At 69.8% G+C, this 15257-nt stretch carries 13 protein-coding genes and 1 pseudogene; 3 read left to right on the top strand and 11 right to left on the bottom strand.

Going from position 1 to position 15257, the window contains the following annotated elements:
* Positions 1–21 precede the first annotated feature (21 nt).
* Both BZY54_RS10880 and BZY54_RS10885 read right to left on the bottom strand, forming a co-directional pair.
* Complete coding sequence (locus BZY54_RS10880; RefSeq protein ID WP_086724967.1) at positions 22–1308, bottom strand: polysaccharide deacetylase family protein; 1287 nt, start codon at positions 1306–1308, stop codon at positions 22–24.
* A 124-nt stretch (positions 1309–1432) separates the two neighbouring features.
* A pseudogene (locus BZY54_RS10885) lies at positions 1433–3575 on the bottom strand (transglycosylase domain-containing protein).
* Positions 3576–4155: 580 nt separating this feature from the next.
* On the opposite strand from BZY54_RS10885, the gene BZY54_RS10890 reads away from it, so the two are divergent.
* Positions 4156–4383 carry an FmdB family zinc ribbon protein gene (locus BZY54_RS10890; protein WP_086724941.1) on the top strand — a complete coding sequence of 76 codons (228 nt, stop codon included), beginning with the start codon at positions 4156–4158 and terminating at the stop codon, positions 4381–4383.
* A gap of 66 nt (positions 4384–4449) precedes the next feature.
* Here BZY54_RS10890 and BZY54_RS10895 read toward each other — a convergent pair whose 3' ends face one another.
* The 3 genes from BZY54_RS10895 to BZY54_RS10905 form a co-directional block, all read right to left on the bottom strand.
* Positions 4450–5265, bottom strand: coding sequence for an HAD family hydrolase (locus BZY54_RS10895; protein WP_086724943.1), 816 nt, complete (start codon positions 5263–5265; stop codon positions 4450–4452).
* Positions 5262–7736 carry a phosphoribosyltransferase gene (locus BZY54_RS10900; RefSeq protein ID WP_086724968.1) on the bottom strand — a complete coding sequence of 825 codons (2475 nt, stop codon included), beginning with the start codon at positions 7734–7736 and terminating at the stop codon, positions 5262–5264. The genes BZY54_RS10895 and BZY54_RS10900 overlap by 4 nt, the downstream gene beginning before the upstream one ends.
* A gap of 71 nt (positions 7737–7807) precedes the next feature.
* Complete coding sequence (locus tag BZY54_RS10905; protein ID WP_086724945.1) at positions 7808–8980, bottom strand: HpcH/HpaI aldolase/citrate lyase family protein; 1173 nt, start codon at positions 8978–8980, stop codon at positions 7808–7810.
* A 197-nt stretch (positions 8981–9177) separates the two neighbouring features.
* Between BZY54_RS10905 and BZY54_RS10910 the strand changes: the two genes are divergently transcribed.
* Positions 9178–9972 carry a TerD family protein gene (locus BZY54_RS10910; protein ID WP_086724947.1) on the top strand — a complete coding sequence of 265 codons (795 nt, stop codon included), beginning with the start codon at positions 9178–9180 and terminating at the stop codon, positions 9970–9972.
* 4 nt (positions 9973–9976) lie between these two features.
* Here the strand turns inward: BZY54_RS10910 and BZY54_RS10915 are convergent, their stop codons facing one another.
* From BZY54_RS10915 to BZY54_RS10940, 6 genes are all read right to left on the bottom strand, one after another.
* Positions 9977–10714 (bottom strand): TerD family protein, encoded by a 738-nt coding sequence (locus BZY54_RS10915; RefSeq protein WP_086724949.1) that lies wholly within the window; start codon positions 10712–10714, stop codon positions 9977–9979.
* Positions 10715–10895: 181 nt separating this feature from the next.
* Positions 10896–12044, bottom strand: coding sequence for a DUF475 domain-containing protein (locus BZY54_RS10920; RefSeq protein WP_086724951.1), 1149 nt, complete (start codon positions 12042–12044; stop codon positions 10896–10898).
* 51 nt (positions 12045–12095) lie between these two features.
* Positions 12096–12674: a TerD family protein gene (locus tag BZY54_RS10925; protein WP_086724953.1), complete on the bottom strand. Its 579-nt coding sequence runs from the start codon at positions 12672–12674 to the stop codon at positions 12096–12098.
* A gap of 127 nt (positions 12675–12801) precedes the next feature.
* Positions 12802–13377: a TerD family protein gene (locus tag BZY54_RS10930; protein ID WP_086724955.1), complete on the bottom strand. Its 576-nt coding sequence runs from the start codon at positions 13375–13377 to the stop codon at positions 12802–12804.
* Between the two features lie 203 nt (positions 13378–13580).
* Entirely contained in the window at positions 13581–14039 is a 459-nt protein-coding gene (locus BZY54_RS10935; protein ID WP_086724957.1) for a peroxiredoxin, read from the bottom strand.
* A 182-nt stretch (positions 14040–14221) separates the two neighbouring features.
* A complete protein-coding gene (locus tag BZY54_RS10940; protein ID WP_208640617.1) occupies positions 14222–14659 on the bottom strand; it encodes a DUF3052 domain-containing protein in 438 nt (145 codons plus the stop codon).
* Positions 14660–15073: 414 nt separating this feature from the next.
* Between BZY54_RS10940 and BZY54_RS53040 the strand changes: the two genes are divergently transcribed.
* The coding region (locus BZY54_RS53040) for a hypothetical protein (RefSeq protein WP_244217091.1) at positions 15074–15257 on the top strand (184 nt) is incomplete at its 3' end.

The following is a 15257-nucleotide window of genomic DNA, read 5'->3' on the forward strand; positions in this document are numbered from 1 at the left end:
GGCAAGAGCGGCTACTTGACGTCACTTCACCACCGACGACCAGTCGGGGGACTGCGCCGGATCCAGGCCCCGCAGCCGCTGCAGCGTCTTGGGCTTCTGAACGTCCATCCAGTCGGCGAGCTCCTTGAAGGACACGCACTTGACGCCCTTTTTGGTGCAGACGTTCTTGACGACCTGGTCGATGGACTTCATGTAGATGCCGCCGTTCCAGTCCTCGAAGTGGTTGCCGATGAACAGCGGTGCACGGCTGCCGTAGTAGACCCGGTTGAAGCCGGCCATGTAGGAGTCGACGGTCTGCTGCTCCCACTGCGCGTACTTGGCCGGGTCGCCCTTGGTCTCGCCGTTGGACTGGTTGTAGAGGAAGTTGAAGTCCATGGACAGGCCCTGGTACTTGCCGTTCTCGTACGGGAGCATCTCCAGCGGGAAGTCCCATATGCCGTTCTTCTTCGTCGGCCATATCTGGAAGTCGCCGGGCGAGGAGGCGTCGTAGCGCCAGCCGTAGCTCTTGATGGCCTTCAGCAGGTTGGGCTGGCCCTCCAGGCAGGGAGCGCGCCCGCCGGTGACCTCCTTCTTGAAGTCGAAGGGCAGCGGAGGGATGTCCGTGTAGCCGGTGTTGGTCTTCCAGTTCTCGACGAAGGAGTAGAACTGGTCGATCTCGCTCTTCCACTCCTCCACGCTCCAGTCGCCGCCGCCCTTGGCACCGCAGAAGTGGCCGTTGAAGTGGGTGCCGATGTCGTTGCCCTGCTCGTACGCCAGGCGCAGCTGCTCCACGGTGTCGCGGATGTGCTCGTCGGTGGGGTAGTCGATCGCCGCGGCGCCCACCGGGTGCATCGGCGGGTGGTAGAGGTTCTTCTTGCTCTTGGGCAGCAGGTAGATGCCGGTGAGGAAGAAGGTCATGTGGGCGTTGTACTCCTTGGCCAGTTCCCGGTAGTGCGAGAACAGGTGGTCGCTGCCCTCCAGGGCGCCGTCCCAGGAGAAGACCACGAACTGGGGGGGCTTCTCACCGGGTTTGAGCGGAACGGGCTTCAACGCGCCCTTCTGCGGGCCGGTGTACGAGGTCGACCCGTCGCCCAGCACATGCGTCTTGCCGTCCCACGCCGGCTCCTTGGTCGCCTTGGGAACCGGGCTCTTGGCGCCGCTGCCCGGGCCGGAGGAGGCGGTCGGGGCGGTGGAGTCGGGGCGGGTGAGAGCCAGGGAACCCGCCACGACGGAGGCGACGACCAAGAAAGCCGCCAGGGTGAGGAACTGAGGGTGGGTCGGTCGGCGGCTCGCGCGGGCCTTGCGGCGGCGGCCGGGGGTCGGCTTCATGGGCGGCTCGAATCTGCAGGAGAGTCTGCGGCGGTCTGCGGCGTCCGCGTGGTCGGCGCGGTCCACGGGAGTCTTCGGTTGTCGTGCGAGGTGGTGCGGTGCCGGTGCGGCGGCCCGCCGGGGGTCAGCCGAGCGGTGCCATGGCGCCGGCCCATATGGAGTACGGAACGCTGTCGGCGGATGTTCCGGCGAGTCCCTTCAGGGGCAGCGGTTCGAGGCTTTTCGCCAGGTCCATCCGGTACACGACCACCGCCGTGGACACCGACCGGGCGGTGCCGACGTACCAGGCGGCCGTGTCGTCCTCGGTGGTGCCGGCCTTGCCGGCCACCGCGGCCGTGGCGGGTGCCGCGTTCGGGTGGGCGGTGCGGAAGGCGTCGGCGAGCGCCTCGGTGACCTGCTGCGCCACTTGGGCCGTGACCGCGCGGTTTGCGGCCGGGGTCTCGAGCCGCACGGCCGAGCCGTTGCGGGTGATCCGCCGCACCGAGTACGGCTCGGTGTGCACCCCTCCCGCGGCGAAGGTGGCGTAGCCGTTGGCCATGCGGATCGCGCTCGGCGTGGAGCTGCCCAGGGACAGGGCGGGCACCTGCGGGCCCATGCTGGAGGGCAGCAGCCCGGACGCCTCGGCGGTCTGCTTCACCCGGTCCAGGCCGGTGTCCATGCCGAGCTGCATGAACGGTGTGTTCACCGACTGGGCGAGCGCCTTGCGCAAGGTGATCGGGCCGAAGGACTTCTTGCCGTCGTTGTGCGCGGCGACCTTGCGGCCGCTGCGGTCCCAGTAGGGCCCCTCGGGAGTGGTGACGGGCACGGCGTCGTCCCCGTTGTAGACGGTCTCCGGGGTGATCTGCTCGCGGGGCGCGTCGCGTCGTTTGACGACCCCGTGCTCCAGACCGGCCGCGTACACGAACGGCTGGAAGGCCGAACCGGCCGGGACGGTGGAGGCGTTGGACTCGTTGTAGCCCTGCGTACGGTGGTCCGGGCCGCCGTAGACGGCGAGGATCCGGCCGTCGGCGGCCACCGACGCGGCGCCGTAGTGGGCGCTCTTCGCCGCCTGCGGGTCCTTTCCCTGGGCGTTCTTGCGGGCCTTGGTCAGGACGTCGGTGAGCGTGCCCTCCCGCTTGCGGTCGAAGGTGGTGTAGATCTGGTAGCCGCCCAGGTCGAAGTCCTTGTCCGAGAGGTGCGCGGCCTTCTTGGCGTACTGCGAGGCCAGTTCCACCAGGTAGTCGCTCTGCTGGCCGGTGTCGTACAGCGGGTTGCGCTTGAGCGGCTCGGGGAACGTCTTGTACTCGGCCCGCTCGGTCTTGGACAGCTTGCCGATCTTGACCATGCGGTCGAGGATCCAGTTCCACCGCTCCACGGCGCGGTCGTGGTTCTTCGGGTTCAGAGTGGGGTCGTAGAGGCCAGCGCCCTTGAGCAGGGAGGCGAGGAAGGCGGCCTCGCCGACGTTGAGGTCGCTGACGTCCTTGCCGTAGTAGGCCTGGGCGGCGCGCTGGATGCCGTAGGTGCCGCGGCCGAACCAACTGGTGTTCAGGTAACCCTCGAGGATCTTGTCCTTGCTCATCCTGTTGTCGAGCTTGAGGGAGATCATCGCCTCGGTGAACTTCCGGCTGACGGTCTGGTTCTGCGTCAGGTAGACGTTCTTGACGTACTGCTGGGTGATGGTCGAGCCGCCCTCGGTGTCACCCTCGCCGACCGTGCGCCACAGGGCGCGGGTGATGCCCTTGATGGAGATGCCGGGGTCGCTGTAGAAGCTCTCGTTCTCGGCGGCGAGGACCGCCCAGCGGACGTCCTCGGGTATGTCCTTCAGCGGCATCGCCTGCCGCTGCACCCAGCCGGTGCGGGCCATGGGGGTGCCGTCGGACCAGAAGTAGACGTTGTCCTGCTGGGTGGCGTAGCTGTTCAGGTTCTCCGGTATGTCCGTGGCCGCGTAGGCGACGACCAGGAACAGGCCGGTCAGGCCGACGGTCGAGAAGACGATGGCGATCCACTGCCGCCAGGAGGGCACCCAGCGGCGCCAGCCGACGCGGCCGGGGCGCGGGTAGACGGGTTTCAGCTTCCGGGCGTACGGCGCGATCACCGCGAGCACGGGGGCCAGACGGCGGGTGACGGGGGCCAGGCGCCGGCCGGCCTCCGCGGTGAACCGGGCGAGGGCGGGGGGCAGCGGGAGTGCGGCGCGGCGCGGTTTGCGGCGCTCGGAGCGCCGGCCGGCTTGCGCAGGGGATACCTGGCCTGTCGTCCCGCCGGGGGTCCGCTACGATGCGCAGCTGCATGGTCTCGTGCGGCTGCGGGCCGGACCGCGACGGCTGCTCCGAGGACCGTCGCTGCGGCGGCAGTTGCTGCTGTGGCCGCTCCCCGGGGCGGCGTCCGGGTTGCGCCGAGGCGGGCCCGTGCGGCTGCTTGCGAAGGGCGTCGACCTTCAGCTGCATGGTCTCGTCCGGCGCGGAGGACGCGGCCTCGGCCTCCGGCCGCTCCGGCCGGTCCCCCTTGCGCAGGGCGTCGACGTTCAGCTGCATCGTCGCGTCCGGCGGTGGCGGCGGACCTGCGTCCGGCGCGCCTCCCGGCGCGACCCGGCGCTCCCGGGACCGGCGGCCTTCCCCCGGAAGGCCCTCCCCCTGCCCTGCCTCGGTCACGACTGCGTCTCCCCTCCGCACTCCGTGTTGCTCGCGCGGGTCGACACAGCCGCCGCACACGCGGCCGCCAGCCCCCTCACTCCCAGCCGCCTCGCGGCTCTCGCGGCCAGACAAAATTATCAGCCGCCTTTTCAATTCCTCCGCATGAGAACGGGACAGAAACGAACAGACAAGAAACACAGATCTCTGTGCCTCTGGTCACTCCGGTTAACCTGGGCCCATGCCTCGCTACGAGTACCGCTGCCGCAGCTGCGGCGACACGTTCGAACTGAGCCGTCCCATGGCGGAATCCGCCGCCCCGGCGACCTGCCCCGCGGGTCACGAGGACACCGTCAAGCTGCTGTCCACCGTCGCGGTGGGCGGCTCGGCGACCGCCCCGGCCGCCGCGCCCCGGGCCGGCGGCGCGGGTGGCGGCGGAGGGTGCTGCGGCGGGGGCTGCTGCGGCTGACCACCTCGGCGGGACGGCACCGCCGAACAGCTCGGCGGGACGTCCGTGCCGAGCGCCGAGCCCGTTCTACCGTGGCGCCCGGGAGACCTTGAGGAACTCCCGTACGATCCGCTCCCCGGCCAGCACCCCGCGCTCGGGCAGCGCGCTGATGCCGGGTGCGGTCCAGCCCGTGTCGGCCAGTTCGCCGTGGCCGGGGCGCCAGCCGCGGTCCACGGCCAGCAACAGGTCGGCGTCCAGGAGCGAGTCTCCCGCCCCCAGCACCAGGTCGGTGCCGGTGCGGCGGGCGACCTCGCGGACGGCGGCGCTCTTGGTGAGCGGCTTCGGCACGGCGTAGATCTTGCGGCCCTGCAGGGAGACCGTCCAGCCGAGGTTCTCCGCCCACGCCCCGAGCTCCTTCACCCAGTCCTCCGGGAGCAGTTCGCGCTCCACGACGAGGTAGGCGAACAGGTCCTCGGCGACACGGTGCTTGCGCACCCACACCGGGTCGGCGGTGCGCAGCAGATGCTCCCTCACCTCGGCGAGCGGCGCGCACTCGCCGGCCAGCCGCTCGGTGACCCGCCGGTGCCAGTCGGCGTCCGACACCCCGTCGACCAGCAGATGGCCGCCGTTGGCACAAATGGCGTACTTCGGTGCCGGACCCGGCAGATTGATGCGCAGGTACTGCTTGCGGGTGCGGGTCGTGGTCGGCATGAACAGCGCCGTGTCGCCGAGGTCGGTCAGCAACTGCGCGGCCGTCTCCGTCATGTACGACAGCGGCCGGCTCTCGTGCACCTCCACGCACAGCAGCCGCGGCGCCCGCGCGTCCGGCATGGTCAGCGCCAGCGCCGCCGACGAGTAGATGAGCGTACGGTCCAGGTCGCTCGCCACCAGCACCGGCGTCACAGGGTCACCGCCCTGCCGTCGGCGCCGGTCGCCCCGCGTGTGTAGCGGGGGTGGATCAGGCCCACGCAGGTGTACGGCAGTTCGTCCACCTCCTCGACGGGAACCCCTCGCTGCTCGGCCAGCAGGCGTACGTGGTCAAGGTCCGCGCCCGCCCCGGACTGCGCCAGGATCTTCCACGGCACCCGGCGCAGCAGCACCCGCGTGGTCTCGCCGACGCCGGGCTTGACGAGGTTCACGTCGTGGATGCCGTACTCCTCGCTGATCCGCTCGACCGCCGCCCAGCCCTCCCAGGTGGGGGTGCGCTCGGCGGACGCCAGTTCCTTGGCGGTGTCCTCGACGGCGTCCGCGACCTCCGGGAAGCAGGCGGAGACGGTGTCGAGGAAGACGTTCGAGACGTCGGCTCCGGCGAGTTCCCGGTAGAACTTCGCGCCGTGGAAGTCGTCGGGGCCGACCAGGTCCGCGCGCAGGACGGTCCGTGAGACAAGCCCGGAGACGGTCGAGTTGAGGCAGGCCGACGGTATGAGGAAGTCCTCCCGGGTGCCGTAGGTGCGCACGCACGAGCCCGGGTCGGCCAGCACGGCGATCTCCGGGTCGAACCCGGTGATCCGCTCCTTCTCCTGGAACTCCCGGACGGCCTGGGCGAGTTCCCGGGTGATGGCGCCCTTGCCGGTCCAGCCGTCGACGAAGACGACGTCGGCGGGGTCGTGCCGGTCGGCCAGCCAGCGCAGCGCGTTGGCGTCGATGCCCCGGCCGCGCACGATCGACACGGCGTAGTGCGGCAGGTCCAGGCCGTGCCGGAACCGGGCCCAGCGGCGCATCAGCACCCCGACCGGGGTGCCGGCGCGGGCGAGCGAGACCAGGACGGGGCGGGGCGAACGCTCGGCCAGGACGGTCTCGGTGACCGCGCCGACGGCCTGGGCGATCCGGGCCGCCGAGGCCTCCAGCGCCGCCTGGAAGAGCTCCTGGTACTCCTCGTTGGGCTGGTACTCCACCGGCAGCGACTCGGCGTAGTGCGCCCCGCCGCTCTGGATCGCCTCCTCGCGCTCCTCGGTCGGCGCCTCCAGCGTCACGTCCGAGAGGTCCTGGAGCAGCCAGCCGACCTCCTCGGGCGCGTACGAGGAGAAGGCGGGGCCGCGAAGGGGCTCGGGCAGCATGCGGGGCCTTTCGGAGGTGGGTGCGGGTCCGGGGACGTACGACGGCACGACCGCGAGCAGGACGTGCGGGGTGTGCGCGGCGAGCTGGGCCAGAAGGCCGTCGGGGGCGTGGAGCGCCGGGGTGTCGGCGGCCGAGTCGACGACGGCGACGACGGCGTCGAAGCCGGCCCCCGCCACGTTGTACGCGTAGCGCTCGCCGGGGCCGTCGGCCGGGTCGTCGTGCGCCGGGAAGACCAGGCGGGTGCGGATCGCGTACCCGGGGTCGTCGATCGCGAGGACCGGCGAGCGGGTCGTGGTGGAGCAGCGCACCTCGGCGGCGACGACCTGCTCCAGCTCACGGGCGAGCCGCAGCGGCGCGTACATCAGCTCCTCGAACCCGAGGACCAGTACCCGGCGGGCGGTCCCGGGCAGTGCCTCGGCGACCCGGGCGGCCATGGCGGGCAGCGCCCGATCCAGCCGGTCCCGGTGCGCGGGGGTGAACCCGTGCCGGCCCCCGTCGGGCAGGCCCCGGGGCCAGCGCAGTTCGACGCGGGTGATCCGGCCTCGGGTGCGCTGGGCGGGCAGGGCCGCCTGCTCCTGCGCCGCCGGCACCCTCGCCGTCTCGTGTCCGGCGACCAGTGCCTGGCCCTTCTCCAGCACGCCCTCCGGGAGACGTACGGTCCCGGAGGCCGCCGTGACCAGGTCCACCCTGGCGCCGATCTCCCGGGCGAACTCGTCCAGGCGGGCGGTGTCGGCCGGTGAGCGCATGTCGACCAGGGCGACCACGACGTACCGTCGGCGCGGATGGCGTGTGTGCAGGTCGCGGATGGTGTTCAGAACGGTGTTCCCGGTGGAGAACTCGTCGTCCACGAGGACCAGCGGGCCGTCCCCGGACAGCAGCGCCGGGTCCTCGGGCAGCAGCAGGTGCGAGGTGGCGTGCGAGTGGGACTCCTCGAAGCCGCCGGCCGGGGCGACACCGGCGACGGGGCGGCGCGTGGAGTGCAGGTAGGTGGCCGGGCCCAGCCCGTCGGCGACCGAGTGGCCGAGGCCCGTCGCGGTCTCCGCGTAGCCCAGGACGACCGCCGTGGCGGCCTCCCGCCCGCCCAGCAGCTCCCGCACCCGGCGGCCCAGGGCGAATCCGTGGCCGTACACCACCGACGGCGACTGCGGGACGTGCTTGCCGAGCACGTTGGACACGAGCAGGTGCGCCCGCTTGGGGTTGCGGCGCAGCGCGAGCCCCAGCAGGCCGGTCAGCTCCTGGCCGCCGAGCAGCTCGACCCCGAGCCGCTCGGCGACCCAGGTGCCGGACCAGACCCCGTCGTTTCCTGCCCTGTTCATGCCGTTCATGCGTTTCCTGTGGATTCCCTCTGGTGAGTGGGCGTCGGTCGGCGGCCCTGGTGGGCGGCGGGTCAGCCGGGGATTCCGGCGGCGAGCAGCTCCACGAAGCCCACGTCCTCCCTGGCGACACCGAAGACCTCGGCGCGCAGCAGGGTCCGCTCGGCCCAGGCGCGGTGCGGCTTCACCTCGTTCATCTTGTTCGTGTACGCCGACCGCAGCACGCCGCCGCCGCCGCGCTCCGGCCGCAGGATGTCCGCCGCGTCGCTGAACTCCTCGTGACTGACCACCGACAGCGCGTGCACGGGCAGGACGTGGGAGGGATGGATGCAGGTCTTGCCCAGCAGCCCGTTGGCCTGGTCCAGGGAGATCTCCCGCAGCAGCCCGTCCATCGCGTGCTCGATCAGTCTCTCGCGCAGCTCGACCGCCTGCACCTCCAGGAAGGGGCTCTGCCGCAACTGTGGCTTGAACATGCGCTCCTGCGCCCGGAAGTACTCCCAGACCGGCCCCGTCACCGTGAACCCGGTGCCGTCGGCCCGGCCCAGCATGTTCACCACGTCGGCGATCACGGAGGCGACGATCTGGACGTCGTAGGCCGTCATGTCCGGGGCCCTGCGCAGACCGTACGACGAACAGAAGTCGGTGACGCCCAGGCGCAGCGCCAGCACCCGGTCCCGGTACTTGTCGACCGCGCGGAAGATCCCCTCCAGGGTCTCCACCCGCGACTCGCGGTACAGCAGTTCGGGGGACTCCAGGACCGGCATGGCGAACAGCCGGCGTCCGCTCGCCGTCTCGGCGGCCTGCACCGCCTCCAGGAACGGCAGGCCGCGCTCCCCGGTGAACTTCGGCAGCACGAAACCGGACAGCAGCCGCACGGACGGTCCCAGCCGGCGCACCAGGTCGGGTATCTGCTCGGCGGCGCGGACCCGGACGAACAGCAGGGGCAGGCCGGCGGCGCCGACGGGGAGCTCTGCGAGGCGGGCGAACTGCCGGACGAGGTTCTCCTCGCCGTGCTCCACGTCCGCGTCGTCTATCGAGTCCTCCAGGCACAGCACCATCGAGACCACTCCGCGCGCGGCCTGCTTGACGATGTCGTCGGCGAGGCGCGGACGGGTGGCCGGGCTGTAGAGGGTGGCGCCGAGGGCGGCGGAGAGCAGCCGGGCGGGGGAGTCGGCGGTGAACTCCCCCGGCTCCTGGTGGAAGAGGCGCTGCCGCACCTCAGGAGCGAGGTGCCCGAAATGACGCATGAAGCTCCCCCGTTGTGATGCCGAATGGCCTGTACGGACTGCCGGACTGCCCGGCCTCAGAAAAAAAGGTGGCCGGTAATAGTACGTACAAATCAGTGTCAGCAGTTCCCGCCGGGCATGAACTTCTGGTAAAGCGGCCGGTATCCGCGCCGGACCCCGCGTTGTCGTGAGCAGGACCGAGAAGGCAGGATGACCGCATGACGCACGCGATGGTGAAGGGATCGAACGTCCCCGTGGACGCCGCCACGGTACGGGCCGTGGTGCGGTGGACGCCCGGTCAGGGGGTCCCGGACGTCGACGCCTCGGCGCTGCTCCTCGGTCCCGACGGTCGTGTGCGCTCCGACGAGGACTTCGTGTTCTACAACCAGCCCCGGCACCCCTCCGGGAAGGTCTGGCGGCTCGGCAAGCGGCGGATCGCGGAGGGCCTGACCGACACGGTCCAGACGGACCTCGCGGGCGTCGAGTCCGGGGTCGGCCGGATCCTGGTGGTCGCCTCGGCGGACGGCGTCACGTTCGACCGCGTACGGGCATTGCGCGTCCTGCTGTACGACGCGACGGTCGCCGACGGCGAGCCGCTGGCGTATTTCGACATCAAGCCCGAGACCGGCCAGGAGGCCGCGCTGATCTGCGGCGAGCTGTACCGGCGGGGTGAGGGCTGGAAGTTCCGGGCGCTGGGCGAGGGCTACTCGAACGGGCTGAAGGGACTCGCGACGGACTTCGGGATCTCGGTGGACGAGGGCGAGGCCGGCGAGGCGGAAGTGACCGCCGGGGCCGATGGGACGGTGGGCGCGTCGACGCAGGCGCCCGCCGCACAGCCCTTGCCGCCCGAGCAGCCGACGTACGGGTATCCGCAGCAGCCCACGGCTGTGCCCATGGCGACTCAGCCCGCTTACGGGTATCCACAGTCGGGGTACGGGTATCCGCCGGTCGCCGCCGCTCCGGATCCCGAGTTCCGGTTGCCGCCGCAGGGGCCTCAGTTCATCGGGCGCTGAGCGGCTACTCGCCGGTCTTGCTCTTGTATCCCCGCCCCCACTGCAAGCCCCACCCGTACAGCCGGTCAAGTTCCGACTGGAAGCCGTAGACGAACTTGACCTCGCGCCGGACGACGAGCTCGCCCTTGATGTTCTCGATCAGGACGACCGCGCACGAGCGGGCCTGGGGGTGGCGTTCGTCGAGGCCGATCTCGATGCGGGGGCCGTTGCTCGGGTAGAGCGTGACGATCGCGTGGGTGCGGTCGAAGGCGGGGGTCTGGTCGTAGATGTAGACGAAGACCAGCAGGCGCTTGATGCTGTCGCGGTGGTCCAGGTTGACGTAGATCGTCTCACCGGACGCGGAGCCGAAGCGGTCGTCGCCGCTGAGTTTGACGTACGGCGGCGCGTTCACGTCGCCCAGGAAGCCGCCGAGCGGCTGGACGACGCCCTTGGTGCCGTCGGCCAGTTCGTACAGGCAGCCGAGGTCGAGGTCGACGTTGACCATCGACTGGCTGTGTCCGAGCACCTCCGGCGGCTTGAGCGCCTTGAACGGGTGCCTCAGCAGGCTCTGCCGGGTGGAGCCGCCTATGTCGGAGGTGCGCATCCGCCAGGTCAGGTTGATGCGCAGGTGTCCGGTGGCCGCGCCCTGCCTGGTCAGGGACACCTGTTGGTGCCGTTTGGTCAGTTCGATCGCGTTGGACGCGGCGCTGCCCGAGTCGAAATCGGTCGCACGTCCGCCCAGCAGACCGTCGAAGAAACCCATCTCCCGCCCCCAGCCTCCCCACCGTCGCAGCCCCGCACAGTGCAGCGGGGCGGTCCCCGGGACCCGGCCCGGCTCGCCGTCGTCCTCGTCGACCGCCCCGCAAGGAAGCGTTCCTCGTGCCGAGGGGCGTCACACCTGGCGAGTGAGCCGACAGCTGTGACGCCCCGGAGTGAACCGGGCCCTAGAGAGGGGCCGACACCTCAGCCTTCTCTCCCGCGTCCGTCGCTTTTCCCTCCGCGGCCTCCAGCGCGCGGTTGCGGCGCACCGAGGACCAGAAGGACCAGGCGATCAGGATCACACCGACGAGGCCGGTGATCACCTCGTTGATCTCGTGCTGGATGGTGACCATGAGGATCAGGGCCAGGGCGCCGATCGCGTAGTGGGCGCCGTGCTCCAGGTAGACGTAGTCGTCCAGGGTGCCCTGGCGGACCAGGTAGACCGTGAGGGACCGGACGTACATGGCGCCGATGCCGAGGCCGAGAGCCATCATGACGATGTCGTTGGTGATGGCGAAGGCGCCGATCACACCGTCGAAGGAGAAGGACGCGTCCAGGACCTCCAGGTAGAGGAACATGAAGAACGCGGCCTGGCCGGCCAGCTTGACCGCCGAGCGTGGCTTGCCGGTGCGGGCGGCCTCTTCCTCCTCCTCGTGCTCGCGCTCCTCGTCCTCCTCCAGCTTGTCCTCGAAGTAGCCGGACAGGCCGCCGACGACCATGTACGTGATCAGGCCGGCGATGCCCGCGATCAGGACCGTCTGCGCCTTGTCGGCGTGCGCGCCGCCGTGCTGGTGGGCGTGGGTGGCGAAGGTGAAGGAGGTGATCAGCAGGACGACCAGGGAGATGCAGACCGACAGCATGTCGACCTTGCCGAGCTTGGCCAGCGGCCGCTCGATCCAGCGCAGCCACTGGATGTCCCGTTCCTCGAAGATGAAGTCCAGGAAGATCATCAGCAGGAACATGCCACCGAAGGCCGCGATCGCCGGATGGGCGTCGGTGACCAGCTGCTGGTAGCGGTCCTTGTCGCTGAAGGCCAGGTGGACGGCCTCGATGGGCCCCATCTTGGCGGTGATCGCGACGATGACGACGGGGAACACCAGCCGCATGCCGAAGACCGCGATCAGCACGCCGACCGTGAGGAAGATCTTCTGCCAGAAGGCATTCATCTTCTTCAGGATTCCGGCGTTGACCACTGCGTTGTCGAACGACAGCGAGATCTCCAGGACGGCGAGGATCGCCACAACGCCGAAGGCGGTCCACCCCCCGTAGAAGGCCGCCGCGACCAGCCCGAGCGCGGTGATCGCGAACGACCAGCCGAAGGTTTTCAGAAGCACTGGCTACCCAATCCGTATATGTACGGGTCTCCCCCGTCGCCGTCCCCGGCTTTACGAAACGTTGACTCCGAAGTCTAGAGCGATGCCGCGCAAGCCGGAGGCATACCCCTGCCCCACCGCCCGGAACTTCCATTCGCCCTGGTAGCGGTAGAGCTCACCGAAGATCATCGCGGTCTCGGTGGAGGCGTCCTCGCTCAGGTCGTAGCGGGCGAGCTCCTGACCGTCGGCCTGGTTGACGACGCGGATGAAGGCGTTGGACACCTGGCCGAAGGTCTGGCCGCGCTCGTCGGCCATGTGGATCGAGACCGGGAAGACGATCTTCTCGCACTGCGGCGGGACCTTGGCGAGGTCCACCAGGATCGACTCGTCGTCGCCCTCGCCCTCACCGGTGAGGTTGTCACCGGTGTGCTCGACCGAGCCGTCCGGGCTCTTGAGCTGGTTGTAGAAGACGAACCACTCGTCGCCCAGCACCCGGTTGCCCGCGGAGCACAGCAGCGCGCTGGCGTCGAGGTCGAAGGGCGCTCCGGTGGTGGAGCGCGCGTCCCAGCCGAGCCCGACCATGACGTTGGTCAGGTTGGGTGCGGCCTTGGACAGGGAGACGTTGCCCCCCTTGGCGAGCGTGACGCCCATGATGCTGGTCCTCCCCGGGGATGGTGCGTGTGTGGGTTCCTGCGCGTCCGGCGCCGCGCGGAAACACGCGGCGCCGGACGATCAGGTGTTCTGTTGTACGGATGTTCGATCAGCGGGATCGCGAGACTCAGACGTTCACGCCGAAGTCCTGGGCGATGCCGCGCAGGCCCGAGGCGTAGCCCTGACCGATGGCGCGGAACTTCCACTCCGCGCCATGGCGGTAGAGCTCGCCGAAGACCATGGCCGTCTCGGTGGAGGCGTCCTCGCTCAGGTCGTAGCGAGCGATCTCCGCGCCGCCGGCCTGGTTCACCACGCGGATGTAGGCGTTGCGGACCTGGCCGAAGGACTGCTGGCGGTTCTCCGCCTCGTAGATCGAGACCGGGAAGACGATCTTGTCGACGTCGGCGGGAACACCGGCGAGGTTCACCTTGATGACCTCGTCGTCGCCCTCGCCCTCACCGGTGAGGTTGTCACCGGTGTGCTCGACCGAGCCGTCCGGGCTCTTGAGGTTGTTGAAGAAAACGAAGTTCTGGTCGTTGCCGACCTTCCCGGAGTTGTTCAGCAGCAGCGCGCTGGCGTCGAGGTCGAAGTCGGTGCCGGTCGTGGTGCGGGCGTCCCAGCCCAGGCCGACGAGAACCGCGGTCAGGCCCGGCGCCTCCTTCGTCAGCGATACGTTGCCGCCCTTGCTGAGGCTGACTCCCACGAGTCCTCCATTGGTGTCCGGGGGCGGGGAGCCCCGTCGTGCATCGGATATGGGATCAACGTGTCGATCCTAGTGACGGGTTCCCGCCCCAGGCAGGCCTCGCAGCCGAAGAATCCCAGGTGTCGGATCACCGACGGCCGAATCGGCGAATCGCCGGCCCTCGGGTCACCGGCCGCCGGGGCACCGGCCGCCTGTTCACCGGCTCAGAGGGTGTCGAGCGCCTTCACGTACTCGTTCAGGTCGCGCGCGTCCGGCAGGCCGTTGACCACGGTCCAGCGCACGACGCCCTCCTTGTCGATGATGAAGGTCCCGCGCACGGCGCAACCCTTGTCCTCGTCGAAGACGCCGTAGTCGCGCGAAGTGTTGCCGTGCGGCCAGAAATCGCTCAGCAGCGGGTACTCGAGGCCCTCCTGCTCGGCGAAGACGCGCAGGGTGTGGATGGAGTCGTTGGAGACGGCGAGCAGCTGGGTGTCGTCGTTGACGAACTTGGGCAGGTTGTCGCGCAGAGCGCACAGCTCGCCGGTGCACACGCCGGTGAAGGCGAACGGGTAGAAGAGCAGGACCACGTTCTTCTCACCGCGGAAGTCGGACAGCTTCACGGTGCGGCCGTGGTTGTCCTTGAGCTCGAAGTCGGGTGCCTTGTCGCCGACCTGGATCGCCATCGTCCTGCTTTCCCTTCGGTGGGGCTGTTCGGGTGAGACCACCCTACGCAGCGATCACCGCGGGCCGGCGGACGGGCCGAGGTGAGTCGGCCCGTCCGGGGCACGCCGGGGGTGCGGACGTCCCGTCCCGGGGCGGATGCCCGCGCACGGGCAGGCATCCGCGGCCCGGGACGGGGCCGGCACTACTTCTTGGACTTCGCGGCCTTCGGCGTCAGCAGCCTGGTGCCGTTCCAGTCCTTGCCCACGCTGACGCTCTTGGTCTGCGACAGTCCCGCCGTCGTCGCGGCGTCGCCGATGTCGCTGGGCTCGACGTATCCGTCCCGGCCGGTCTTCGGCGTCAGGAGCAGGATCACACCGCCCTCGTCGAGGAAGCCGAGGGTGTCGACCAGCGAGTCCGTCAGGTCGCCGTCCTCGTCGCGGAACCACAGCACCACGGCGTCGGCCACGTCGTCGTAGTCCTCGTCGACGAGCTCGCTGCCGATCGCTTCCTCGATGGACTCGCGGAGCTCCTGGTCGACGTCGTCGTCGTAGCCGATCTCCTGGACCACCTGCCCGGGCTGGAATCCCAGCCTGGCGGCCGGGTTAGTCCGCTCCTCCGCGTGGTCCGCGGTCGCGCTCACGGGTTGCCTCCTGATGGTGTTGCGATATGGGTCTTCAGCCACGCGCGTGCGCGAAGCATTGGCCGTAGTCCACACGGGCGGGCCGGATCGCGCAAGTACCCGGCGGTCCGGACCGCCGAAACGGTGACGTTCCCGGCTGTGTCGCCGCAACTCCTGACACGGTATCGCGATCAGCGGTGACACACACCACACCCTTCTGCCCGCTTTTGCGTGTTTGGGAACCCCCACCGGGCAGAAGATCCGATGAGAGTCCGCCGGTTACCCCGCAGTAGAGATGACGCGCGACTCACGCGAGGTACACGATGGGGAACGGTGCAGGCACAGACAGGCAAACCCACCGGAACGCAGGGAAAGACCAGCAGAACACCCAGAACCGCCCCAGATATGTCAGCCCTCTGACAGGTAAGGAACAGCGTGGCTTCCGGATCCGATCGAAACCCGATCATCATTGGCGGCCTTCCGAGTCAGGTTCCTGACTTCGATCCCGAGGAGACCCAGGAGTGGCTCGACTCGCTCGACGCCGCCGTCGACGAGCGAGGCCGGGAGCGGGCCCGCTATCTCATGCTCCGGCTGATCGAGCGCGCCCGCGAGCGGCGCG

The organism is Streptomyces carpinensis, assembly GCF_002154505.1.
GTDB lineage: Bacteria > Actinomycetota > Actinomycetes > Streptomycetales > Streptomycetaceae > Streptomyces > Streptomyces carpinensis.

Coding starts and splice junctions, on each gene's coding strand:
- BZY54_RS10880 (WP_086724967.1), bottom strand. CDS start 1,308: ATGAAGCCGACCCCCGGCCGCCGCCGCAAGGCCCGCGCGAGCCGCCGA.
- BZY54_RS10890 (WP_086724941.1), top strand. CDS start 4,156: ATGCCTCGCTACGAGTACCGCTGCCGCAGCTGCGGCGACACGTTCGAA.
- BZY54_RS10900 (WP_086724968.1), bottom strand. CDS start 7,736: ATGAACAGGGCAGGAAACGACGGGGTCTGGTCCGGCACCTGGGTCGCC.
- BZY54_RS10905 (WP_086724945.1), bottom strand. CDS start 8,980: ATGCGTCATTTCGGGCACCTCGCTCCTGAGGTGCGGCAGCGCCTCTTC.
- BZY54_RS10910 (WP_086724947.1), top strand. CDS start 9,178: ATGACGCACGCGATGGTGAAGGGATCGAACGTCCCCGTGGACGCCGCC.
- BZY54_RS10915 (WP_086724949.1), bottom strand. CDS start 10,714: ATGGGTTTCTTCGACGGTCTGCTGGGCGGACGTGCGACCGATTTCGAC.
- BZY54_RS10925 (WP_086724953.1), bottom strand. CDS start 12,674: ATGGGCGTCACGCTCGCCAAGGGGGGCAACGTCTCCCTGTCCAAGGCC.
- BZY54_RS10935 (WP_086724957.1), bottom strand. CDS start 14,039: ATGGCGATCCAGGTCGGCGACAAGGCACCCGACTTCGAGCTCAAGGAC.